Source organism: Lutibacter sp. Hel_I_33_5 (assembly GCF_007827455.1).
Lineage (GTDB): Bacteria > Bacteroidota > Bacteroidia > Flavobacteriales > Flavobacteriaceae > Polaribacter.
In genome coordinates, this window is the sequence record NZ_VISM01000001.1 from 2,041,986 (window position 1) to 2,064,196 (window position 22,211).

Annotated in this window: 1 protein-coding gene; it reads left to right on the top strand. The window is 37.4% G+C overall.

Features of this window, described 5'->3' with window-relative positions; all coding sequences use genetic code 11:
• The first annotated feature begins 611 nt into the window (after nucleotides 1-611).
• Complete coding sequence (locus OD91_RS09125; RefSeq protein WP_144896081.1) at nucleotides 612-22,211, top strand: Ig-like domain-containing protein; 21,600 nt, start codon at nucleotides 612-614, stop codon at nucleotides 22,209-22,211.

Sequence of the window (22,211 nt, forward strand, 5' to 3'; positions counted from 1 at the left end):
TAGTATGCAAAAAACTATGTTGTAAAAACATAACATGGCTTTTGCCTATAAAATAATATTTTGATATGAAATTTTGCGCCCCACAAAGAAGAAGTAACATTCCTCTTCGTGATTCTTGTTAAGAACAAGAACACAGATTACGATTGCTATCCCAAAAATGAACTTTTAATAGTTCACCCAATTAGGTATTTTATTTAAGTTGTTTTTTACTTAAAGCTTATTATTTAAGCATTCCCTCATAATACCAAAAAGAATATGTAAAAAATTATGTTGTAAAAAAACATAACATGGCTATGCCTATAAATAATATTTTGATATGAAAATTCGCACCCCACAAATATCTGATCTTTTAAGATCATGTAAACAATACTTGAAAAAGAGTAGAAGTTTATGGAGTATTAATAATACTTCCAACAATGAAGTTTTCTTTATCAGAAGGTCAGTTTATCTAGCTCCAATTTTGGTGCTAGATAAATATGACCATTTTCAGTATGTGAATAAACAAACATCTCCCAAATACATTTTTTCAGAAAATAGAGTAAGTAAAAAATAAACAACGAGTAAGAGGATTTTATTAATGCCTCTATAATAAAAATTAAAAAATTTTAAAGATGAGAAAAAAGTTACATTTATTAGTAGTCTTATTGGCTTTTGGTTTTAACCAAACCCTAAAAGCAAATGTGTCCCTAGACCATAACGGCAGTATTTCTAAAACTATTACTACAAATACTCATAATTCAGGGACGAAATTTTTGAGTATTAACCCATTCTTCAAAGGGAAAAGAGGTACATGTTTGGTTGCTGCCGTTTCTAATAACTATTATTTAGAAACGAACGTCCAAGAAAAAACTCATCTTATATCAGCGTTAGAAAAACAAAGCGCTAATAAAACGTTTCACCTATTTACACATGGTAAATCAGGAGAACTTTTTATTAATAATAAATGGTTAAACGCTAGTCAGATAGCAGAATTTTTAAAAGAAAAAAATCTTTTAAAGAACAACAAACATCTTAATATATATGGTTGTGAATTTGCCAAAGGAGAAAAAGGTGAAAAAGCAGTATTACTTTTAGAGCATGAGCTTAAAATAATTATTTCGGCTTCAACTAATATTACCGGTAAAAAAGGAGATTGGATCTTAGAAACTAATAAAACGAATACTTCTGTACAACCTAAAAACTACAACTATAGTTTACAATGTGCAGGTACTGTTGGTGGAAAAGACGATGGCGATGATTTTGATGGAGACGGTATATGTAACGATACAGATCTTGATGATGATAATGATGGTGTTTTAGATACAGATGAATGTGGTTTATCTACTGGAGGAGGACAGTTTTTAACTCACTTAACAGATATTGTTCAATCATCTTTTCATTCTGTAATTGTAAAAACGGGTTCAGAGTTTACTGTGCATGGTGAGAATTCTAGAGCTAATGGAACCTCCGACCATTTGGTTCCTACACCAATAACTTCAGCAAATAGCTATAATTATACAGGAACACCACTTCATGCTACTTTAGGTTCTAATGGTGATGCTAAAGTGCAATTTGCCTTGATGACAACTACTGGTTTATATGTATGGGGTAATTATGATGTTTTTTCATCAGTAGGAAATAGTTTTCAGTCTCTAAATATGCCGCCTTCAGTTAGTCCTACAGATGTTAAAAAAATAACAGCTTCATCAAAAGCAATTATGATATTAACTAATTCTGGAGATGTTTGGGTATTAAATGATGGTGCAAATTCTATAAATGCTGTTTTAGGAAATGGAGGAGATGATCAAAATGACGATACAATATGGAAAAAAGCAAATTTAACATCAGTAAAAGAAGTTCGTTATAATGGACGATCTGCTTTTGCTCTTACTAATAGTGGAGATCTTTATACATGGGGTAGAGGAGGTTATCTTGGAAATGGAACAGGTATAGATGATGAAGATGGATTACTTGTCCCTACATTAATGACAAACCCTTTACCTTCTGGAGTTACGGCTATTCAAATTGCAACAAGTTATAGTGCAGAAGTATCAGCATCTGTATATTATGTTTTAGGAAGTAATGGTAAAGTATATAGTTTAGGAGCTAATAATGTTGGTCAATTAGGAATTGGTTCAAATATAACAGAATCAAGAACATGGGTAACTGTTCAAAACCCAGCTGGTACAGCAGACTTAGATAATGTTGTTTTTCTTTCTGCACAAGATAACGATGGAGAATCAAACGCTACTGCTTCAGTATTATTATCAGATAAATCTTTATTAAGTTGGGGTTTTAATGATGAAAGAAAAATAGTTGGACTAGATAATGACATTGAGAGATTACCATCAATTCCAAATGGTACAGCGTCTAATACTTACGATTTAGTAGAAAACGGAGGACATTTAACTCCATTAATATCTGCATCTGGAGATTATTGTAATGTTGGTCATAATTCAAATGGAGCTTTTGGAGATGGTACTACTACAAACAGGTCTTCATATATATGTAATAATATAAATAATTTTACTGTAGATACCTCAGTACCTACTTGTAATACAGATAATGATGCAGATGAAAATCGTTTCGATTTAGACAGTGATGGAGATGGTTGTTCGGATGCACTAGAAGCAGGAGCAACAACAGATACAACAGCTGATTATAAGTTTCCTGATGTAGATACTAATAACGATGGATTAGTAGATGCAGTAGATAATGGAGCTAATGGAGGTACTGCAAACGATGGTACAACAGATTATACGTTAACTTATGCAAAAGCCATAGACAATACTTTAAAAGATTGTACAGACACAGACGGAGATGGTGTATTAGATGGTGTAGATTTAGATGATGATAATGACGGCGTTTTAGACACCGTAGAAAACATGTGTAGTTCTTTTGTAAATGGAAACTCAACAACTGGATCTGTAGGTGTAGATCTCGAAAGTAATTCAACAGGAGCAATTTTGGCAGAAGGTACAACAGCAACAAATGCAAATAGTGCATATTTAAGAGCAAACGATATTCTTGTACTTACGCTACCTTCAGAAATAGCTACAGGTGGTGTTATCACATTAAGCATGGCAGATAGAAATGGCTCAGGTACAATCACTGTTACAGACGAAGGTACAGGTAGTTTAAGTGTTACCAGTTGGACAGCAGAAGATCAATTACAATATTTTAGTTTTACAGTAACAGCGCCAACAGATGTTTTAACATTTACAAGAAATACAGGTTCAGTATGGGTAGATGGTGTAAGTACATGTCAAACTTCAAACTTTTTAGACATAGATAATGATGGTATTATAAATAGTTTAGACTTAGATTCTGATGGCGATGGATGCCCAGATACTTTAGAAGCAGGAGTTCCAACGAACAATTCAGATTTACTAGCAGCAACTGTAACTAATGGAAATGGAACAGATGCAAGTGCAAACACTACATCTAGTATAGATAATGCGCAATTAAACGCTAATGGTACAGATACAAATAATGATGGTTTAAATGACAGTGTAGATAATACCCCAAAAGATGGGACTCCAGATTATGCACCTTCCTATGCAGCAAATGCATTAGATAAAAATGTACAAGGAGCAAATTGCCCGCTACCAGCATGTTCAGATCCAAATAAATATGCAGACAACTGTGATTTTGATGGAGATGGAATTGTTAATAGTTTAGATTTAGACGATGATAATGATGGAGTTTTAGATACTGAAGAGAAACATCAAAATTGCGTAGTACCACCGTCTGAAACATGTATGGTTGATAGACAATTTGATCAATTTATTACTTGGATAGAGGTAGACCCAACAGATTCAAATAAATTACTAGGAGAACTAGTAGTAGAAGGAGTTACAATAGATGTGAGCTTAAAATTTCCTACAGGTATAAATGCAGTTATTGGGATTCAAAATCATCCTCCTTATTTTGATGACCCTACGGGTTTCTGTCCTGCAACTCCTGATATAACAAAACGAAAAGTACCTCAAATTACAAAAGCTGGAGATTATAAACTTACCTTTTCTGAGGCTGTACTTTCGCCTAGAATTCATATATGGTCTTTGGGAGGTTTAGGTGTTACTCCAATTATGACTTTTAATCAACAGGTTACATTAGAGAAAAACTTTTCATTAACTCAGCTAGATTCTTTTAAAATACAAGCGCAAAATAATCCTTCACAAGGAGGTAATGGAACATTAGAAGTTAATGGAGCACAAACAGAATTAAATTTTAATTTTGATAGAAACGAAACATGGTTTGGTTTTTCTGTATCAACAATCCCTTTTGCGGGTTCTGCTGATTTATTAGCATGTAATATTGATACTGATAATGATGGTGTTCCGAATCATTTTGATTTAGATAGTGATGGTGATGGTTGCCCAGATGCTTTAGAAGCAGGAGTACCAGCAAACAATGTTGATTTTCAATCAGCCACTGTTACTAATGGTAATGGTACAGATGCCAGTGCAAACACAATGTCAAGTATAAATAATGCACAATTAAACCCAAGTGCAGGGAATACTAATGGATTAAATACTAGTGTAGATTCTGGTGGAGATGGAACAACAGACTATACATCAACGTATACAACATATGCGTTAGATAAAGATATACAAGGAAACAACTGCCCTTGTCCAGATCCAAATCATTACGGTGATAGTTGTGATTTTGACGGTGATGGAGTAAGTAATAGAGATGATTTAGATGATGATAATGATGGTGTATTAGATACAGATGAATGTAATCCTGTTGGTACAATAACAAGTTTTAAAGAATATGATGGTAAATGGTTAGATGATGATGGAAACGTAGCTGTTAGTCTAACAGCTAACAATGATACTTTTCCGCAATTAGTTGCAGATAAAGATGATGATGGTCAACTAACAGTAAATACAAATTCTTGGAGTGTTGGGCAAACACTACCAGAAGAACTTAGCTTACCGCTTACTGTTGCATGGCATAAAAGAGGTGATAATAGTGATTTCTTTTTAAATATATTTCCTTATGCTAATATTGGTACAGATGATCCAGCATATACATTAAGTACAGCTTTATCAATACAATCAAATACAGGTTTAGGAGCCTTTACATGGGGATTGTTTGGAGTTGGGGTTGGTGGTTGGAATGGTTTAGATGATCATGATTTTAAAATTGAAGTTTTTGATGCTGGAAATGGAACATCAACGGCACAATTATGGAGTAGACCTTCTGGAGGAACATATACAATGCATGTTGAAAAAACAGGACTTCCAATACAGACTTGGGCGTTAGCAGTTGGGTATCTTGCAGATATTAATTTATCTATAACAAGCCCAACATTTAGTGAAGGACCTACTTGTGATACTGATGGAGATGGTATTTATAATCATTTCGATTTAGATAGTGATAAAGATGGATGTTCAGATGCTTTAGAAGCAGGTGCTACTACAAATGCTACAGCTAATTTTCAATTCCCAAATGTAGATGCTAATAATGATGGGTTAGTAGATGCTGTAGATAACGGAGCTAATGGTGGTACTGCAAACGACGGAACAACAGATTACACTTCTACCTACTCAAATGCTTTAGATAATACGATAAAAGATTGTACAGACACAGACAAAGATGGTATTTTAGATACTGTAGATTTAGATGATGATAATGATGGTATTTTAGATACTGTAGAAGGATCTGGAGATATAGATGGAGATGGAATTATTAATAGTTTAGATTCAGACTCAGATGGAGATGGATGTTTTGATGCTTTAGAAGGTTCAGAAAATTATACCGAAGCTAATTTAACAGATGGTAGATTGCCAAGTACAGGTGTAAATCCAAATGGTCAAGTAGATGGTATAAATCAAATTATTGGAGATTCACAAAACGATTTAGTAAAAAGTTGCCCATGTCCTTTCGCGTCTGGTATAGATACAGATGGAGATGGTATAGATAATAGATGTGATTTAGATTCAGATAACGATGGTATTTTAGATACAGAAGAAAGTTGTCAAGCAGTTACAGACTGTTTAACTCAGAATTATGCAGGTTTTGATCGAACAGCAATCATAACACCAATAACAACAGACATAACTTTGCAAACAGGTGCCATTGCTAATGTTATAGATGGGGCTTTCCCAGATGCTAATTCAGTTTATTATACAAATGGAGAAGATATCGCAAATAAATCTCTTTATGAGTTTACAACAGCATGTCCAATTTTAATTAATAGAATTAGACACGATCATGGTACAGCAAATACAAATACTTTTTTATCAAATGGATCTAAAGTAATATTACAAGCTTATGATAATAATAGTGGTACATGGAAACCAATTTCTAACGAATTCACGGCTTCAGGTTCTCAAATAAATGCAGCAGGTGGAGGAGAATTTATTACCACAACTAATCTTAAATTCTTAGCGAACAAATTTAGATTGTATGGTATTTCAGGAACAACAGTAAATACAAAACTAGAAGAGATTTATATAGATAGATCTACAGAACTTAAAGACAATGTAGGTATTTGTGATACAGATAGTGATGGTATACCAGACAATTTAGACTTAGACTCTGATGGCGATGGTTGTTTTGATGCCGTAGAAGGAGCTGGAACTTATACCGAGGCAGATTTAACAGATGGAGAGTTACCAAGTACAGGTACAAATCCAAATGGTCAAATAGATGGTACAAATCAAACCAAAGGAGATTCACAAAATGCATTATTAAAAAGCTGTGTGTGTCCAAACCCATCAGGAGTAGATTCAGATAACGATGGTATTGATGATGCTTGTGATTTAGATGATGATAATGATGGTATCTTAGATGTAGATGAAGGTGGAGGTGGTGATTGTAGTCCAGTATTTAGAAAAAAGACAACAGTTTCTTCATCTGGATCTGGAACTTCTGGAATACCAACAATGACATATGAAGCGAATCCTAAACTAGGAAAAAAATTAATTTTTATAGTTTCTATAGAAAGAGACCATACACCAACTCCATATGGAGATAATTACGAAGAAATTAATAGTAATCCATTAACTAATGGAGCAACAATACCAGATCTTAAATATGGAACTACGACTATAAGAAAAAGGACAGGAGCCCAATCAGCTTTTAAAAAGAGCGGTTTGGAAGCTAAGATATCAAATTCTCTTTATATTTATGAGTTGTCTGGTACTGATATTCCTTCTGGTATACAAAACATTGATTTTACAGATTTTAGTATACCAAGTAATTCAGGAGATGAAATGATTGTTACTATTTTAGAATATGATAATGTTTCCTCAATAGAGGTTGATAGTGGTTCTGCCGAATCTGAAAGAAATGTAGACGGAGGTATTAGTCCAATAGAATATAATTTCCCAATATCAATACCATCTACAGCAACAACGTTTCCAGTTGGAGGCTCTTTGTCAGATAATCATTTTTTAGCTATTTCAACCAGTTCTACAGAAGCTTTAATTGCAACAGCAGAAAATAATTGGAAAACTATTTCTGTTCGTAAAGTGACAAATACAGCAGGTTCTTATGGTCAAGGTTCAGACTTAACAAATTCTACAGAAAATGACGGTTTAAATACCTTAATACAATACGAAACAGGAATTACAGCACAAAGCAACTTAACACATACAGTTGCAAATGGAACAGAGTCTTATAACCGAGCTGTTTTAAATTTAATTGGAATTTGTCCACAAGATACAGATAGTGATAACATACCTGATTACTTAGATTTAGACAGTGATGCAGATGGATGTTTTGATGCTGTAGAAGGTAATGGAACATTTGTAGAATCAAATTTAACAAGTGGAAGATTAACAGGTGCCGATGCAAATAAAGACGGTGTTATAGACACTATTACTACCCAAACAATTGGAGAATCTAGAAACGCAGCAATTACAGCTTGTTCTTGTCCTAACCCGTCTGGTATAGATTCAGACAATGATGGTATAGATGATAAATGTGATTTAGATGATGACAACGATGGTATTTTAGATGCTGTAGAGTGTCCTACTTTGGTAGCTAATGCTACACAACCTTTAGGTTACTGGCATGTTTCTTATTATGATGGTCATTTTGGAGTTACTAATGTTGATGGTATCGATAGCAATAATGATAAACAATCTAGAGATGCTAATAATGTATTAGGTAATCAACCAGAATTAAGGTGGACAAGTACAACAGATTCGAGTAGTAATAATTATATGTTAAATGCAGGAGAATCTAATGAACAACCAGATGGTTCCAATACTGCTGTTACTGGAGATATAAATAGCACATCACCCTATAATAATCCTATAAAGACATTTATAGCTCATTCTACTACATTACTTCCAGGTACTTATGTGGATCCAATGTATTCTGCAGATGGGAAAGGAACATGGGTGTTTGTTTTCAAGCAAACGATGGCAGCAAATGCTACGATTCAAATTGGTGTAGAGGATGAAACCATTGATGATTATGTAGAAGTTTTTGTAAATGGAGTTTTAGAAAGTTATATTGATGGATACGAATGGAAACTTCCAGCTAGTGAGGTTATTAACCAAAGTGTTCAAGCTGGAGATGTTGTAGAAATAAGATTAACAAACGGTTCAAGTGCAGGAGGTTTTATTATGAATATTACTACCCCGTCATCAACAGGAGTAGCCTGTGTAGATACCGATAACGATAGCATACCAAATTACTTAGATTCAGATTCCGATGGCGATGGCTGTAATGATGTATTAGAATCAGGTGGAGTAGATACCACACCAGCGGATGGTAAATTAGATGGAACAGGCTTTGATAGTGATGGTAAAGTCACAGGCGGCTCAGGCGGATATGATGGAGTTACTGGAAAAGAAATAATAGCATCCAAAGTAACGGTAGATGCTGCAACACCAGCCAATAGAACGGTAAGAGATACAGTAGATACAAGTTTAACCGTAACAGCTTCAGCAGAAAACGCAACAGCTTATAGCGGAGGAACACCCACCTATGGAACAGCTAATAATGGCGATTCAGATTTACGATACCAATGGTATTTAGGCGATCCAGCAAGTGGCGGAACAGCCTTAACAAATACAGCACCTTATGGAGGCGTTACCACAAATACGTTAGCCATTACAGGAACTCCATTGAGTTTAAATGGGAATGTATATTATGTGGAGGTTACCCATCAAAACAATAGTTGTTTTACATCCACAACCAGTGCTACATTAACGGTAGAAAAAGATACCGATGAAGATGGCGTTTCGGATGTTAATGATTTAGACGATGATAATGATGGTATTTTAGATACAGTAGAAGGAACAGGAGATATTGATGATGATGGCATCGCAAATGATAAAGATTTAGACAGTGATGGCGATGGATGTAAAGACTCAATAGAATCAGGAGGAATCGATGCAAATAATGATGGTCTTGTAGATGGCGATGGCGTAAACGCTATGGGTCAAGTAACTACATCAGGAGCTATTTTAGCAACCAGTTATAATGGCGCTACAGGCGATGAGATTATCGCAGTAAAAGCTACTGCCTTAGCTTCAACCCCATCTAGTACCACCACAGTAGAAGGTAACGACACCAATTTTACGGTATCCGCCTCAGCAGAGAGTGCAACGGCATATAGCGGAGGAACACCAACTTACGGTACAGCCAACAATGCAGATTCAGGATTACGATATACCTGGTATTTAGGCGATCCATCAGGATCAGGTGTTGCATTAACAGATGCAGCCCCTTATGGCGGAACAACCACCAAAACGTTAACAATTACAGGTACCCCATTAAATTTAAATGGTAAAGAATACTTTGTAACGGTTACCCATGCAAACAACGCATGTTTTACCGCAACAAGTAGCGCTTCATTATCAGTGACGGCAGCCAATGTAGGACCAGACACCAATGCGGTAACCAGTCCAACAATCAGTACCGAAGCAGGAGCAACTCTATTACCACCACCAACAGGAACCGATACAGATGGAACGATTGCAGGTTATATATTTACCAATTTACCAACAGGAGGTAGCTTACAATATACAGAAGACGGAACAGGCACTATAAAAACAGTTACAGAAGGCGAAGAATTAAGTGTCGCAGAAGCGAACACCTTAACCTTTGACCCAGCAGGAACTACCAGTACCGATCAAACCTTTACTGTTGCAGCCAAAGATGATGACGGCGTAACAGATACAAGCGGAGCAACCTATACCATTCCACTGAATGCACCACCAACAACGGATAATAAAACAGCGCCAGCTATTAGTAGCTCGGCAGGACCAACAGCATTGCCAACCTTTACGGCAAATGACCCAGATGGAAGTGTTGCAGGTTATGTTATAAAAACCTTACCAAGTGGAGGCGTTTTACAATACACAGAAGATGGAACAGGTACAATAAAAACAGTAACATCTTCAGAAGAGTTAAGCCCTACAGAAGTAGCGACCTTAACCTTTGACCCAGATGGAACAAGCAATGTAAATACAAGCTTTACCCTTGCGGCAAAAGATAATGAAGGCTTAGAAGATGCTAGTCCAGCAACGATTAGTATTCCATTAGCAAACACACCGCCAATAGCGGCAGAAGATACCTATACAACTCCAGAAGAAATGGCAGTTACATTAATGCCATTAACAGGAGATAGTGATCCAGATGGAGGTACCGTTTCGATTACTAAAATAGGAGGCACTACCTTAACAGGAAATGCACAAACGATTACCTTAACAGATGGTGTAGTAACAATAGATGCATCAGGGGTGATTAGTTTTACACCAAAAGATGATTTCAATGGATTGGTAACAATTCCATATGAAATAACCGATGGACAAGGAGAGACAACCACTTCAAATCAAAAGATTACAGTAACGGTTGTTAATGATGCACCGATAGCAGTAGAAGACACCTATACAACCAATGAAGAAACACCAGTTACTTTATTGCCATTAACAGGCGATAGTGATATCGATGGAGGAACTTTATCAGTTACTAAAATAGGAGGAGTTGCTTTAACAGGAGGAGCACAAACAATCACGTTACCAGAAGGCGTAGTAACAATCGATGCATCAGGAGCGATAAGTTTTGATCCAAAAGATGATTTTAATGGATTGGCAACAATTCCGTATGAGATAAGTGATGGACAAGGAGGAACAGCTACTTCAAATCAAAAAGTTACTGTAAATGCAGTCAACGATGCACCTGTAGCGAACAATGATGCTAAGACAATTAGTGAAGATCAGACAGGAACAATTGATGTAGTTTCAAATGATACAGATGTCGATGGTACGATTAATAAAGCAAGTGTAGATTTAGATCCAAGTACCCCAGGACAAGACACGAGTATTACGACTCCAGAAGGAACTTGGAGTGTTGATACAAATGGGGTCGTTACTTTTGATCCAAAAGATGATTTTAACGGAACAGCGACATTACCATATACGGTAAAAGATGATAGCGGTACGGTATCGAATCAAGGAACTATTACCATGAGCGTAACTCCAGAGAATGATCCACCAGTAGCCAATGCAGATAGTGCAACCACTACAGAAGATGTGAATGCTACGGTAAATATCATCACCAATGATACAGATTTAGAAGGAGCAGCGACTATTGATAAAGCAACGATAGACTTAGACCCAAATACAGCAGGCGTACAAGATAGTATCACTACTCCAGAAGGCGTTTGGACAGTAGATGGCAATGGTCTTTTAACCTTTGATCCAGTAGACAACTATAATGGAACAGCGAGTATTACTTATACAGTAAAAGATGATCAAGGCGCTGAGTCTAATAGTGGAGCAGTCTCGGTTGTAGTAAGTGCAGTAAATGATGCACCAGTAGCTACTAATGATGCGATAGGAACCAATCCAAATACACCCGTTATTATACCCGTATTAACCAATGATAATGATGTAGATGGCGATGATTTAACAGTTTCTTTAATCACTACCAATCCAACCAAAGGATCGGTAATGATTAATCCAGATGGAACGATTACTTATACACCAAATGCAGGTTTTATCAATGGAACCGATAGTTTTGAGTATCGCGTTTGTGATACCTCAAATGCATGTGATACAGCAACGGTAACAGTAAGTGTACCAAACACGCCATTATCACCAACAGCAAATCCAGATACTAATACCGTAGCGGAAGGCGGAACAGTAAGTGTTCCAACCCTAGGAGTATTAGCCAATGATACAGATGCAAATTTAGATGGTTTAACGGTTGTCGGAATTAAGATAGGAGCTCAAACCTTTACGGTAGGACAACCCGCAACGATAGCAGGAAAAGGAACGATTACGATCAATTCAGATGGTAGTTATGAGTTTACTGCCTTAGGAGATTTTAACGGCGCCTTCCCAGAGATTACCTATACGGTAAGTGATGGAACCAGTACAGCAGATTCAGAGGGTACTTTAAACATCACAGTAACCCCAGTCAATGATGCACCCGTTGCAAACAATGACGCTGTTACTATTGATGAAGATGCAACAGCTACTGTAAATGTAGCGACTAATGATACGGATGTAGATGGGGCTATCGATCCAAGTACGGTAGATTTAGACCCAAGCAGTCCAGGTGTACAAAATACATTAACAACCCCAGAAGGAGTTTGGAGTGTCAACACCAGTGGAGTAGTAACCTTTGATCCGGTAGATAACTTTAATGGAACGGCAAGTCTGCCATATACTATAAAAGATAACAATGGCTTAGAATCTACTACACCAGGAACGATTACCGTTACGGTAAATTCAGTGAATGACGCACCAGTAGCGACTAATGATACAGTTACAGTAGATGAGGATACGAATGCTACGATCGATGTAACGGCTAACGATACAGATTCAGATGGAACGATTGATAAGACAACGGTAGACTTAGACCCAACCACAAGTGGGGTTCAAAACACGATTACTACCCCAGAAGGAGTTTGGAGTGTTGATGCTAATGGAATTGTAACTTTTGATCCAAAAGATGATTTTAATGGAACGGCAAGTCTGCCATACAATGTGAAAGACAATGGAGGTACAATATCGAATAACGGAACTATAACAGTAACGGTAGACCCAGTCAACGATGCACCTGTAGCGAACAATGATGCTAAGACAATTAGCGAAGATCAGACAGGAACAATTGATGTAGTTTCAAATGATACAGATGTCGATGGTACGATTAATAAAGCAAGTGTAGATTTAGATCCAAGTACCCCAGGACAAGACACTAGTATTACGACTCCAGAAGGAACTTGGAGTGTTGATACAAATGGTGTCGTTACTTTTGATCCAAAAGATGATTTTAACGGAACAGCGACATTACCATATACAGTAAAAGATGATAGCGGTACGGTATCGAATCAAGGAACTATTACCATGAGCGTAACTCCAGAGAATGATCCACCAGTAGCCAATACAGATAGTGCAACCACTACAGAAGATGTGAATGCTACGGTTAATATCATCACCAATGATACAGATTTAGAAGGAGCAGCGACTATTGATAAAGCAACAATAGACTTAGATCCAAATACAGCAGGCGTACAAGACAGTGTAACCACACCAGAAGGCGTTTGGACAGTAGATGGCAATGGTCTTTTAACCTTTGATCCAGTAGATAACTATAATGGAACAGCGAGTATTACCTATACAGTACAAGATGATCAAGGCGCTGAGTCTAATAGTGGAGCAGTCTCGGTTGTAGTAAGTGCAGTAAATGATGCACCAGTAGCTACTAATGATGCGATAGGAACCAATCCAAATACACCCGTTATTATACCCGTATTAACCAATGATAATGATGTAGATGGCGATGATTTAACAGTTTCTTTAATCACGACTAATCCAACCAAAGGATCGGTAATGATTAATCCAGATGGAACGATTACCTATACACCAAATGCAGGTTTTATCAATGGAACCGATAGTTTTGAGTATCGCGTTTGTGATACCTCAAATGCATGTGATACGGCAACGGTAACGGTAAGTGTACCAAACACGCCATTATCACCAACAGCAAATCCAGATACTAATACCGTAGCGGAAGGCGGAACAGTAAGTGTTCCAACCCTAGGAGTATTAGCCAATGATACAGATGCAAATTTAGATGGTTTAACCGTTGTCGGAATTAAGATAGGAGCTCAAACCTTTACGGTAGGACAACCCGCAACGATAGCAGGAAAAGGAACGATTACGATCAATTCAGATGGTAGTTATGAGTTTACTGCCTTAGGAGATTTTAACGGCGCCTTCCCAGAGATTACCTATACGGTAAGTGATGGAACCAGTACAGCAGATTCAGAGGGTACTTTAAACATCACAGTAACCCCAGTCAATGATGCACCCGTTGCAAACAATGACGCTGTTACTATTGATGAAGATGCAACAGCTACTGTAAATGTAGCGACTAATGATACGGATGTAGATGGGGCTATCGATCCAAGTACGGTAGATTTAGACCCAAGCAGTCCAGGTGTACAAAATACATTAACAACCCCAGAAGGAGTTTGGAGTGTCAACACCAGTGGAGTAGTAACCTTTGATCCGGTAGATAACTTTAATGGAACGGCAAGTCTGCCATATACTATAAAAGATAACAATGGCTTAGAATCTACTACACCAGGAACGATTACCGTTACGGTAAATTCAGTGAATGACGCACCAGTAGCGACTAATGATACAGTTACAGTAGATGAGGATACGAATGCTACGATCGATGTAACGGCTAACGATACAGATTCAGATGGAACGATTGATAAGACAACGGTAGACTTAGACCCAACCACAAGTGGGGTTCAAAACACGATTACTACCCCAGAAGGAGTTTGGAGTGTTGATGCTAATGGAATTGTAACTTTTGATCCAAAAGATGACTTTAATGGAACGGCAAGTCTGCCATACAATGTGAAAGACAATGGAGGTACAATATCGAATAACGGAACTATAACAGTAACGGTAGACCCAGTCAACGATGCACCCGTAGCAATGGATGATGCAGTAGCTACTAATTCAGAGACACCAGTGGTGATTCCAGTATTAAGTAATGATACAGATATTGATGATAGTGGATTGGTAATTTCAAACATTACATCCAATCCAGCAAAAGGTACGGTAAATGTGAATCCAAATGGAACCATTACCTATACACCCGATGCTACATTTATCTCAGGAACGGACACATTTGAATACCAAGTTTGTGATTCAAGTGGATTATGTGATACAGCAACGGTAACGGTAACTACACCAAATATTCCTTTACCACCATCTGCAAATGCAGATACCAATACGGTGGTAGAAGGCGGAACCATTACAGTTCTAGCATTAGGTTTATTATCAAATGATACCGATCCTAATCAAGATAGCTTATCGATAGTAGAATTTAAAATAGGAACAGATACCTATCCCGTTAATCAACCCGTTACCATTGCAGGAAAAGGAACCTTAACAATAAATGACGATGGTAGTTATGAGTTTACGGCTTTAGGAGATTTCACGGGAGCATTCCCAGAGGTAGTTTATACCGTAACAGACGGAACAGGTACACCTACAGATACTAGTACATTAAATATTACGGTAAGTGCTGTTAATGATGCACCCGTTATTGTAGATGATATGGTAACGATTACCGAAGAAAGTAAAGCGACTATAAATGTAGTTTCTAATGATACGGATGTAGATGGATCTATAGATCCAAATACGGTAGATTTAGACCCTATTACACCAGGAGTACAAAATACAATAACCACACCAGAAGGTCTTTGGACTGTAAACCCAAGTGGTGTTGTTACCTTTGAACCGGTAACGAATTTTACAGGAACGGCAAGTTTACCGTATACAGTACAAGATAACAACGGATTAGAAGCTACCACACCAGGAACTATTTCTGTAACGGTGACTCCAGTAGATGATTCACCAGCAGCAGTAGATGATACAGCAACAACTACAGAAGGCGCTAATGTATCTGTAAATGTAACGAGTAACGATACAGACCCAGATGGAACTATAGACGCTACTACAGTAGATTTAGATCCAAGTACACCAGGACAACAAAGTACGATAACCACTCCAGCAGGAGTTTGGACAGTAGATCCTAGTGGTGTAGTTACTTTAGATCCAGCAGATAACTTTACAGGAACCGCAACAATACCTTATACTGTAAAAGATGATAGTGGATTAGAGTCTAACCAAGGAACGATAAGCATCATTGTGGAGAAAGACACTGATGGCGATGGTATAAAAGACTCGGTAGATTTAGACGATGATAATGATGGTATCCCAGATACAGTAGAACAAGGAGGAAATCCTACCTTAGATTCAGATGGTGATGGAATTCCAAACCATTTAGATTTAGATTCCGATGGCGATGGTATGACAGACACGCAAGAAGCAGGAGGAACAGATGCTAATGGTGATGGAAAAATAGACGGTTTTACCGATGCCAATAATGACGGATTAGATGATGCTACAGCTGCAACACCATTAACCACAACAAATACAGATGGAACAGGTAAGCCAGATTACTTAGATGTAGATTCCGATGGCGATGGTATTACAGATAATTTAGAGTCCCAAGCACATGCTTCTTATATAGCACCAAAAGGGATGGATACCGATGGCGATGGAATTGATGATGCGTATGATCCAGATAATGGAGGAACACCCATAACAACTCCAGAGAATACCGATGGAACAGGAGGTCCAAATCATTTAGATTTAGATGCTGATGACGATGGAATTGTAGATACCATAGAAGCACAATCTACTATAGGATATCAAGCACCAGGTGTTGATACCGATGGTAATGGCTTGGCAGATAATTATGAAACAACACCAGGGTCAGGTATTTTAAAGAATGCTCCTGTAAATTCAGACGGAACAGATGTTCCAGATTATTTAGACAGCGATTCAGATAATGATGGTATTTCAGACTCGATAGAGGCTTACGATACTAACGGAGATAATATCGCAGATACAACAGCGACAGGAAATGATACTGATGGTGATGGAATTGATGACGGATATGATTTAGATGCAGCAGGTATTACATCAATTGACGCAGCAACAAATGGAGGACAAGATGTAACAGGATTCCCGAATGATCAGAATGCAAATACAGCAGAAGTAGATTTTAGAGATGATAGTACACCAGCTTCAGAAGCGAATAAAGATACAGATGGCGATGGTATAAAAGATACAGTAGATAAAGATGATGATAATGATGGAATCTTAGATTCAGTAGAATCATTAGGCTTTACACCAACAGCAAATGCTGCTGACCCATGTGGATTCCCAACAGTTAATTTTACAAGCCCAACCTATGTTGCAGGAACAGGATTAACAGGAGATGGTTCTATTAATGCACAATACAGATTTGAGAATGTAGCAGATTATGGAGGATCTATAGGTATTGTAGATGCTATTGTTGAGATTACAGATATTGTAGGAGGAGCCTCTTTATTAAATATTGATAAAGGAACCACAGGAGATCCAAATGCATGGCAACCAGAATTTACGGTACCAGTAGGAGGTAATCCAGCACAGATGGCATTTAAAGTAAAATTTGTGTTAGATGGAACCTCAAATCAATTTAATATAGGAAGAATCGGTGGAGTTATTTATGATATCGATGGAGCTAATGCGCAAGAGGCCGTGATTTTATCACGACCAGGGTTGTATGCAATAGATAGCCAAAGTTTAATCACTGTAAATTCAAATCCTTCATCAGGTAAGGTAACATTTACAGGACCAGACGATACGTATTCAGGAGTAGATTTATCGCCTAAATTGGCAGCCTACTTTAACTATTATAATTCATCAGAATTTGAAATTAGATTCTCAGCAAATTTATTGTCCGCTACGGCCAATACAAACTTAGGATCTGTGTTATTTAATATTTGTGGAATTAACGGATTGTTTGAAGGAAATACAACGACAGCCACTCCATCACAAGTTAATGGAACATCTGAGCCTTCAGGACCAGGAACGTTCCCAGTCTTTACAGTAAATGATGGTATAGACAGTGATGCCGATGGGATTCCAAATGAATTGGATATCGATTCAGACAATGATGGAATTCCAGATAATGTAGAAGCACAAACAACGTCAGGTTATGTAGTACCAGGAAATTCAGATACCGACGGTGATGGCTTATTAGAGAATTATGAAGGTACAGGCGATCAAGGATTACAAGCAGTGGATACCGACGGTGATGGAACCCCAGATTATTTAGATACCGATTCAGATAATGATGGAGAAAATGATACGATAGAAGCAGGTTTAATGTCTTCTAACTCAAATAATGATACCGATGGAGATGGTCTTATAGATGTGTATGATGATGTAGCTACAACAGGAGGATTATTTGATGTAAATGATGACCAAAACAATGGAGCAGCAGATACAGCAAATACAGATGACCCATCAACACCAGAGGTAGATTTTAGAGAAGCATTAGATACCGATGGTGATGGTATTCCAGATATTACAGATATCGATGACGATAATGATGGAATTCCAGATACGGTAGAACAAAAAGGAAATCCAACCTTAGATACCGATGGCGATGGAATCCCAGATCATTTAGATCTAGACTCAGATGGCGATGGCGTAAAAGACATTGTAGAAGCAGGAGGAACAGATGCTAATAATGATGGAAAAATAGATGACATCAATCCAGATGGAAGTTTAAAAAATGATACAGACAATGATGGATTAGATGATGCAGTAGATTCAGATAATGGAGGAACAGCACTGCCAATAACAGATACCGATGGCGATGGTATTCCAGATTTCCAAGACACCGATGATGATGGCGATGGAATTGATACCAAAGACGAAGATGTTGTTACAACCAATGGAAATCCAAGAGATGATGATACCGATGGCGATGGGATACCAAACTATTTAGATACCGATGATGATGGAGATGGTGTAGCTACCAAAGACGAAGATGTAGATACTGATGGTGATTTAACCGACGATGATACCGATGGCGATGGTATACCAAATTATTTAGATGATGATGATGATGGCGATGGTGTTGATACCAAAGATGAAGATGTCAATAACAATGGAGATTCAAAAGATGATGATACCGATGGTGATGGTATACCAAATTATTTAGATACCGATGATGATGGTGATGGCGTTGATACTAAAGATGAGGATGTCAATAACAATGGAGATTCAAAAGATGATGATACCGATAAAGATGGTATTCCGAATTATCTAGATACTGATGATGACGGAGATGGAGTAGACACTAAAGATGAGGATGTCAATAACAATGGAGATTCAAAAGATGATGACACCGATGGCGATGGTACACCAAACTATTTAGATACCGATGATGATGGTGATGGCGTTGATACTAAAGATGAAGATGTCAATAACAATGGAGATTCAAAAGATGATGATACGGATGGTGACGGAACACCAAACTATCTAGATACCGATGATGATGGTGATGGTGTAGATACTAAGGATGAAGATATCGATAAAGATGGAGATTCAAAAGATGACGATACGGATGGTGATGGCACACCAAACTATTTAGATACCGATGATGATGGCGATGGTATTGATACTAAGGATGAAGATGTAAATAATAATGGAGATTCAAAAGATGATGACACTGATAATGATGGCACACCAAATTATCTAGATACCGATGATGATGGCGATGGCGTAGATACCAAAGATGAAGATGTAGATAAAGACAATGATGCTACCAATGATGATACCGATAATGATGGTACACCAAATTATCTAGATACCGATGATGATAACGATGGAGTTGATACTAAAGATGAGGATAATAATAATGATGGTGATGCAACTAATGATGATAGTGATGGTGATGGTACCCCAGATTATTTAGATCCAGATGATACTGATGGCGATGGGATTCCAGATTCAATTGATATCGATGATGACAATGATGGAATTCCAGATGCTGTAGAGCAAAAAGGAGATCCAAATAGAGATACCGATGGCGATGGTACACCAGATCATTTAGACTTAGATTCAGATGGTGATGGAGTAAAAGATATCATTGAAGCAGGCGGAATAGATACCAACAATGACGGAATAGTTGATGCGATTAATCCAGATGGTAGCCTTATGAATGATACTAATAACAATGGATTAGATGATAGTGTAGATTCAGCTAATGGAGGAGTTAGTTTACCAATTACTGATACCGATGGTGATGGTATTCCAAACTTCCAAGATGTAGATGATGATAATGATGGCGTAGACACTAAAGATGAAGATGTAGATAAAGACGGTAATCCAGCAGATGATGACTCAGATGGAGATGGCATTCCAAATTATTTAGATACCGATGATGATGGCGATGGTATTGATACTAAGGATGAGGATGTGAATACTAATGGAGATTCAAAAGATGATGATACCGATGGAGATGGTATTCCTAACTATTTAGATACCGATGATGATGGTGATGGCTTAGATACTAAAGATGAGGATGTTGTTACAACAGATGGAGATCCAACCAATGATGATACCGATGGCGATGGTATACCAAACTATTTAGATACCGATGATGATAATGATGGAGTAGATACCAAAGATGAAGATATCGATAATGACGGTAATTCAGCAGATGATGATAGTGATGGAGACGGAACACCAAATTATTTAGATACCGATGATGATGGAGATGGTGTTGATACTAAAGATGAAGACATTGATAAAGATAACGATCCAAAAGATGACGATTCAGATGGCGATGGTATTCCAGATTATTTAGATACTGATGATGATGGCGATGGTGTTGACACCAAAGATGAAGATGTAGATAAAGATGGAGATCCAGAAAATGATGATAGTGATGGAGATGGCGTTCCAAATTATTTAGATACAGATGATGATGGCGATGGTATTGATACTAAAGATGAAGACATTGATAAGGATGGGAATCCAACAGATGATGATAGTGATGGAGACGGAACACCAAACTATTTAGACTCAGATGATGATAATGATGGCGTAGATACTAAAGATGAAGATGTAAATAATAACGGAGATAATTCAGATGATGACACCGATGGCGATGGTATCCCAAATTATTTAGATACCGATGATGATGGTGATGGAGTAGATACCAAAGATGAAGATGTCAATAATAATGGAGATAACTCAGATGATGATACCGATGGTGATGGAACACCAGATTATTTAGATACTGATGATGATGGAGATGGAGTAGATACCAAAGATGAAGATGTAGATAATGATGGTGATAACTCAAATGATGATACCGATGGCGATGGTATCCCAGATTATCTTGATACTGATGATGACGGAGATGGAATTGATACTAAAGATGAAGATATTGATAAGGATGGAGATGGTACAAACGATGATACCGATAATGATGGTATCCCAGATTACTTAGATCCAGATGTTGATGTAGATTCAGACGGAGATGGCGTGCCAGATAATGTGGATATTGATGATGATAATGATGGGATTCCAGATTTAGTAGAGAACGGTGGAGATTTTACCTTAGATACCGACAGTGATGGTATTCCAGATCATTTAGATTTAGACTCAGATGGAGACGGTGTATTTGATTTAGTAGAATCAGGATCAGGCGCTCCAGATGCAAATAATGATGGAGTGATTGATGGAGATAGTTCAGCCTTTGGAAAGAACGGATTGTATGACGGAATCGAAGTAGTTCCAGATAGTGGCGTATTAATTGTTAATCCAATTGATACAGATGGAGATGGTATTAGAGATTTCCAAGATGTAGATGATGATGGTGATGGAATAGATACTGCTGATGAAGATGTAGTCACTGTAGATGGAGATCCAACTAATGATGATTGGGATGGTGATGGTATTCCTAATTATCTAGATACTGATGATGATAATGATGGAACATTTACAGAGAATGAGTCTATGTTAGATTGTGATGAAGATGGAATACCTGATCATATTGATATTACTGACTGTGATCTAGTACCAGAAGGGTTCTCTCCAAATGGAGATGGTGTAAATGATACATTAATAATACCAGCTTTAGCGGATTATCCTAACTTCAGGTTAGAGGTTTATAACCGATGGGGTAATAAAGTCTTTGAACATGATAACAAAGGAAAAGGCAAGGTTACCTGGTGGGATGGAAAGTTTAATGTAGGGTCAAGTATTAACAAGGACTTAGGTGTCCCAGCGGGAACCTATTATTACATTATTTATTTCAACAAAGACAATAGAAAGCCGATTGCAGGTTGGGTTTATTTAAACAGATAA